Source organism: Noviherbaspirillum sp. (genome assembly GCF_036846085.1).
Lineage (GTDB): Bacteria > Pseudomonadota > Gammaproteobacteria > Burkholderiales > Burkholderiaceae_D > Noviherbaspirillum.
The window spans coordinates 1-5,736 of the sequence record NZ_DAIUCO010000305.1; the positions used below are offsets into that span (position 1 = coordinate 1).

8 protein-coding genes, 2 tRNA genes and 1 pseudogene are annotated in these 5,736 nt (G+C 51.6%); 2 read left to right on the forward strand and 9 right to left on the reverse strand.

Translation table 11 applies throughout. The annotated features are described in order from the left end of the window. Positions 1–278: pseudogene (locus tag V7080_RS23170) on the forward strand (MFS transporter); the annotation flags it as partial. 326 nt (positions 279–604) lie between these two features. Then, positions 605–1,000: a DUF5710 domain-containing protein gene (locus V7080_RS23175; RefSeq protein ID WP_334190745.1), complete on the forward strand. Its 396-nt coding sequence runs from the start codon at positions 605–607 to the stop codon at positions 998–1,000. Between the two features lie 594 nt (positions 1,001–1,594). Here V7080_RS23175 and rnk (V7080_RS23180) read toward each other — a convergent pair. The 9 genes from rnk (V7080_RS23180) to V7080_RS23220 all read right to left on the reverse strand — a co-directional run bounded on the left by rnk (V7080_RS23180) (position 1,595) and on the right by V7080_RS23220 (position 5,573). Beyond that, on the reverse strand, positions 1,595–1,999 hold the full coding sequence (gene rnk, locus V7080_RS23180; RefSeq protein ID WP_334190746.1) for a nucleoside diphosphate kinase regulator: 405 nt from the start codon (positions 1,997–1,999) through the stop codon (positions 1,595–1,597). 92 nt (positions 2,000–2,091) lie between these two features. After that, positions 2,092–2,553, reverse strand: coding sequence for a nucleoside diphosphate kinase regulator (gene rnk / locus V7080_RS23185; RefSeq protein ID WP_334190747.1), 462 nt, complete (start codon positions 2,551–2,553; stop codon positions 2,092–2,094). Then, positions 2,550–2,840, reverse strand: coding sequence for a hypothetical protein (locus tag V7080_RS23190; protein ID WP_334190748.1), 291 nt, complete (start codon positions 2,838–2,840; stop codon positions 2,550–2,552). The genes rnk (V7080_RS23185) and V7080_RS23190 overlap by 4 nt, the downstream gene beginning before the upstream one ends. Positions 2,841–2,893: 53 nt before the next feature. Then, the gene (locus V7080_RS23195) at positions 2,894–3,472 is read right to left on the reverse strand and encodes a nucleotide exchange factor GrpE (RefSeq protein ID WP_334190749.1); all 579 of its coding nucleotides are present in this window, start codon (positions 3,470–3,472) and stop codon (positions 2,894–2,896) included. 62 nt (positions 3,473–3,534) lie between these two features. Continuing rightward, the gene (locus tag V7080_RS23200; protein WP_334190750.1) at positions 3,535–3,963 is read right to left on the reverse strand and encodes a GreA/GreB family elongation factor; all 429 of its coding nucleotides are present in this window, start codon (positions 3,961–3,963) and stop codon (positions 3,535–3,537) included. Positions 3,964–4,357: 394 nt separating this feature from the next. Next, complete coding sequence (locus V7080_RS23205; RefSeq protein WP_334190751.1) at positions 4,358–4,651, reverse strand: hypothetical protein; 294 nt, start codon at positions 4,649–4,651, stop codon at positions 4,358–4,360. Between the two features lie 174 nt (positions 4,652–4,825). Further along, on the reverse strand, positions 4,826–5,221 hold the full coding sequence (locus V7080_RS23210; RefSeq protein ID WP_334190752.1) for a hypothetical protein: 396 nt from the start codon (positions 5,219–5,221) through the stop codon (positions 4,826–4,828). Between the two features lie 126 nt (positions 5,222–5,347). Next, positions 5,348–5,440 (reverse strand) — tRNA-Leu (locus V7080_RS23215). 59 nt (positions 5,441–5,499) lie between these two features. Continuing rightward, positions 5,500–5,573, reverse strand: a tRNA-Cys gene (locus V7080_RS23220). Positions 5,574–5,736: the final 163 nt, after the last annotated feature.

The window sequence follows — 5,736 nt, forward strand, 5'->3', positions numbered from 1 at the left end:
TTGTCTGGGCCGGAAGCATCGCCCTGTCGTCGGCCATTCTTGCCGATGTCTACGGCGTGAAACTGGTGGGCGTCCTGTATGGATTTGCCTATCTCGGCCACCAGATCGGCGGCATGATCAGTTCATGGCTTGGCGGCTGGGGATATGAAATGTACGGCACCCACTGGATCGCCTTCGGTTCGGCGGGCGCGGTCCTGCTGATCGCAGCCGGCGTATCGCTGCGATTGCCGGGCAAGGGATTCACGCTGACAGCGCCGACGCTGGCGGTTCAGCGTTGAGCGGCAAGACGCTGTTCGATATAGATCCGACATCGGTACATAGGTGGAACAGATCCGAATCCAACTATTGCAGTGCTTCGTCAATTTCATCGTTGAATCGATCTAAATCGTTAGAAGACAGCAAAGGAAACGCCGCTGACATTCATGGCGCAATTGGCCATGACGACCCATTGCAACGCAATGTCGTGGCAAGCGTTAACCCAAACCTGTTGACTGATGTGCCGATGCGGGCATCGGCAGAGCCAGGACGAATGACAAACCGGTCTGGCGCTTCGACTTCCATGTCGGCATAATCAGCACGCACATCCTTTTTACCGTCGTAGCCAATGACCCAGCCGCCACCATTCGATCCCCCCTATACAACGACATACCGTACCACTGACGGCATACGCGTTGCCGAAACCCTCGCAGATGGCACGGTGCGGGACATCACGTCCACCAGCCATGGGCAGGCCCTGATAAGTGCGACACAGGCAACCGGGTCCGCAGCGCAGCGGGATGGGCAGGCGAGTGAATCCGCCGGCCCATCAGCACCCAATGCGAAATCGGTTCCCGGCAATCGTCGCGCCATGACATTCCTGGCTGTTCCCTTTGCCGACAAGGACAGCGCAAAGAGCTTTGGCGCAAGGTGGGACCCGGCAAAGCGCAAGTGGTACGTGCCGCATGGATTGGACATCAACCTTTTCGAGCGCTGGTGGCCTGATGAGCTGAAGCAGAAATGACGCGACGCGGGCAACCCAGGCGCGGCCACTGTCCGTCAATGCACCAGCATCGAAAAAGGCCAAACACCGCCTTCCACTAGGGAATGGATCCCGATCCGTTGGAATAACGCTGCATGCCTGTTTTACAGTTTGCGAGTTTATTGCCATCACGATCTTTTTGCAGAAAGTACGGCATACGAGTCGCGCAATAGAAAAACGCCAACTTGCTCTATTCGACAAAAATGAAAGCCGTCAGGACCGCAAACTTCAAGGCAATCAGAACGCGGAGACGAGTTCGCATGCGCTTGCCTTTTTCAACCAATTCCTTGGCGAGACGACGTTTACCCGGCCGCACAAGTAAATGCTTGGCACGCGCGCCGGCGTCCCGCCAGGGCGGAGATTTTATATTTGTCATGGAGATCATCCCAACGCCCATTCAGCAGGGGCAAAATAAACAAGTTACGTTGCAAGACGCTGGTAGCGTCATGTAACGATGGGACGCAGTGTGCTCGGCGACTGTTTGATAGAAAAATGAACCAGGGAAATCAAAGACGCAATCTTCTGGGTACTCGCATATTGTTTGCCCTGGCTTTTCACATGCCAACCGGTAGTGCATCAGCGAATAAAATCGGCAGAATGTTCTGGTTGATAAAGCACATCCAAGATCCGCACGCGCGACATCTGGCCGTCTCGCCGTGGCCAATCAATAACATCGCCTACCGATAGACCGAGCAGCGCTGTACCAATCGGGGTGAGGACGGATATCTGATTCGCGCCTTGCGTCAGTTCCTTCGGATACACAAGCGTCAAGCAAAACTCTTCGTGTGGATGGTCGATTTCAAACCGCACCTTTGAGTGCATGGTGACGACTGTCGGAGGCATATCTGTCGATTCAATAATTTCTGCCCTGCCCAATTCATTCAGCAAAGCGTCTTTGCTATCGAAAGAAGCAGGAAGAGAATCCAGCAGCGTTTCAAGCCGCTCCAAATCTTGCAAAGAAACGATGATGTTAGGTTTCATATGAAGAGTCCATTTGTGTTGAACGACGTACTTAATTAAAGGGAAAACCAGAACGCGAGTGAACGGCCATTCTGGTTCCTTTGCGTATATGGCTATAGTGAGAACAAACCTGCTGCCTCCGGCTGGTAGACAAGCTCAAGGACACGCAAATTGAAGCGGCGTCCTTTTGCACTCCACCAATGAGTCTCCTGACCGGTAGAGAGTCCTAAAAGCGCGGCCCCAACCGGACTGAGTATTGAAACATCGCCTTGACGGCTCGTAGAATTTGGATAAACCAGGGTAAATCCATAGACTGCCTGGTTCCCCAGCTCAAGAAACAGTACCTGAGAGTTCATTGTCACAATGCATTCAGGAATGTCCTGTGGAACCACGACGTCTGCGTTTCGCAGCTTTTTCTCCAGCAGACTAACGCTTCGCATCTCTTTTCCATCGGTCTGATTCATCAATTCAGAGATGCGCAGATGATCCAGAGTCGACATGACGATCGGATACGCGGGATCAGCGTTCGGCTTAGTCTCGGCTTGACGCCCATGCCCATTAATTGGATAGATCATGAACTGCTTCCTTTCCGAAAGAGACGCACATTGCTTGGCGCACCGCGTGATGGTGAAACATGCGCTTTTGCAGCAGGAGGTTCATGCTTGCTTAGCACATCAGCGTGAAGTTCAACCGTTTCGCGAGTGTCGAATTGCGCTGCTATGTTTGCCCATCCAGTCTGCGCGTTCAGAGTTTCAATCGTCTTTACGCCGAGTTCAATACCGAGCATTGCTGCCGTGGCCTCTACACGTCGCCCTCGTTCAGAGTTGACAGTCTCAATAAGCATCTTTGCGATCGGTTTCACAGTGACCTCCATTCTTGCGCCATCTACGTCATGCGCGCTGATTCAAGTAGTGTCTAAGACCCTCGGACAAGTTTCACAACAGGGTTTCGTATGATGCGTCCGTTAATCGAGTAGCCCTTCTTCTCGACGTGCTCGACCATTGGCAACGTGGCTTGGGTATATTGGGCAGGTTGCAAATCATGTTTTTGGTGGTCATACGGGTCCCCAGGCTGTGGACCTAGTTCCTCGAATCCAAACTTTTCCAAAGCCCCGTCCAGCTGTTTTGCAGCAAGCTCAAGACCTGCCTTCAATGCCTGGGCGTCGGTCGTGTTTATGGCGAGTGCAGCCTCTAAAGCATCCTTAAAAGGCAGCAACAAAGTAGCGAGCTCCGTTGCGCCGAATTGATATGCAATAGCTGCATCAGCTGCAGCACGACGACGTGCGCGCTCGACATCCGATTGAGCTTCCTGCAATTGCTTGTGCAGTTCGTCAGCGTGCTTACAGAGCCTGTCGATTCTCATGCCGATTTCATCGTGGCCACTGTGGTTTTCCGCATTACAAGAGGTCGACTGGTCTGCACTCGTCCTGACATTTGTACCTGATGCCCCATGAGCCATAGCATGTTGGTGCCTTTGATCCTGATTCGCTCTCATATGAATCTCCGAAATCCAACGGTTGAACAACCACAATCTCGGCTGGCTTGTTAGTAGCCATCTCACAATAACGCCGCATTTCCTGGATAGTAGGAAGTTGCATGCGCTGGTTGAAAATCGACTATCTCGACAAACCGAATCTGATTGATTGGAACCGATATTTCGACGATGCTTCCGATCACACGCCCAATTAGCGCCATGGCCAATGGCGCAAGAATTGAAACGCGCGCCAACGTTTCGTTGGCGTCGTGGGGACATACCAGAACGATTGACTCCATCGTCCTCGTGCCCACCGCACGATAGGTAACTTCAGAATTTAGAGTCACGAAGTCCGACCTGGGGCAGTCCTTTGGCTGCAGAACAGACGTCGCAATCAGATCAATCAGCTTTTCTGCGCAGTTGTAGTCAACATCGCGCACCCTTAGCAAGTTCTCTGCAATTCTGCTGAGCGTGGCTGCGTCTTCCTGGGACAAGAAACGTTCGATTTTCATGGCGATAGAACCCCTCCAGCCATCGCATGATGCGTGGCCGAAAAAAAGACATAGAGTGTCGAGCGCAGTTCATGCGCTAACACGTCATTCAGATCTTAAGTAGGGGGTGGCTCGGCAGAGCGGAGAATGTTGACTTGTTCTCTTGGGCGCTCGCCGAGCCTAAGAGAGGCAGGCGAGGTCTCGTGTGGTCGACTGCGCACGATAAGTATCGACCGATGAAAACCCGTACGATACCGCGCCGAGAAGACAGATTGAACCAACTGCTGCGGCCATAGCAAAACCACCCTCGTTCAGGGGAGAACAATTGCGATTCGCGAGAATGCATTGTTTGTTCACTTGGTTTAGATAGGATGTCAATTGGTTTGAACCGAGTATATACGCTTAAATTTTTTCGTCAACTCAACTGGTGACAATTGCGATGAGGGAAAGCAGTACGATTTCCGATGACGTCGGCATCATCATTGCCGAACACGGAAGAGCCAGTCTGGATCCGATAGTCGCCGCTCGCCCGCATACAATATTTTGCTAGCACAGAATTTTCTGCACGCTTTGAGTGACGCTCCGTCGGGAAGAAAATATCACCTGTTCCGTCATCCGTTGACCACATCGGCAAAAACAGCCACCGCGATACTGACGAGCGTTGTCGTGTTCTATCGCCAGTGGCTGCTTGCTGTTTCTTTTGCTTCATGACGTAATTACTTGTCGTCGAACCCACCAATTTGCCAAACCAAAAGCAGCAAAGGACTCAGCGTAATTACCGCGGCCGCATAAAAAATCCACACTACCACTTGAAGTGATTTGTCGAAAACATTATCAACAAAATCGGAGATTTTCGTTTTCATAAAATCTCGATTAGTGGATGTTACGTGCGCGCGATCCAACCCATCTTGAGGGCGTATTTTATTTCCATGTCCGCATTCACCGGACGTGTTTTAAAGGTTGGAGGGTGAACATCTTCTTCACCAGCGACATTGTAGTAGCCGGCAAAATTATCGTTATTGAGAATTGCCTTGTAAAACTCGTTTCGTGGATCGCTTTCGCGTTGAGCCCGCTCCCGCATGAAAGCAATATTTATCTTTTCGTAGGAGCCGGTAAGTGGTCGTTTAAATCGCATGATCTTCCCCCAGTAGCCGTATTTTGAAATAAGAGGGTCTAACAAAATGCCTTTGGCTGCGTTGCGTCGCCTTGTCGTACGTCTGTCTGTACTGCCTGCATCAACGCGCCTTGCCAGAGAGCACGAAGCTGGCGCTTTGTTCATTTAGTTATGACGCTCTTAGAAAGGTATATGCGATATGGGTTCAATACAGCAAGCTGTCACCACAAGCGATGTGTTCGGCTTTTTGCCAATTCATTTTTAGTGACCACTATTGTGAGAACGTTTGACTGGTGCCCGAGACCGGAATCGAACCGGTACGCCCCCTCTCGGGTAAGCGGCGGATTTTAAGTCCGCTGTGTCTACCAATTTCACCACTCGGGCGGCGCGCACTGGAGATAGTGCGGATATGAAAAAAGCGCACTGGGCGCTTTTAAAAAAAATGGAGGCGGGGGTCGGGATCGAACCGGCGTAGACGGCTTTGCAGGCCGCTGCATAACCACTTTGCTACCCCGCCACGGGACGTATTGTAATCACAAAACCAGAACTGTGCTGCTTGTGCGATATTCCAATCCGACCGGTAAATCGCAGCAATAAAAAAAGGAAGCTTGTCAGCTCCCTATCATGGAGCGGGAGAAGAGTCTCGAACTCTCGACCTCAACCTTGGCAAGGTTGCGCTC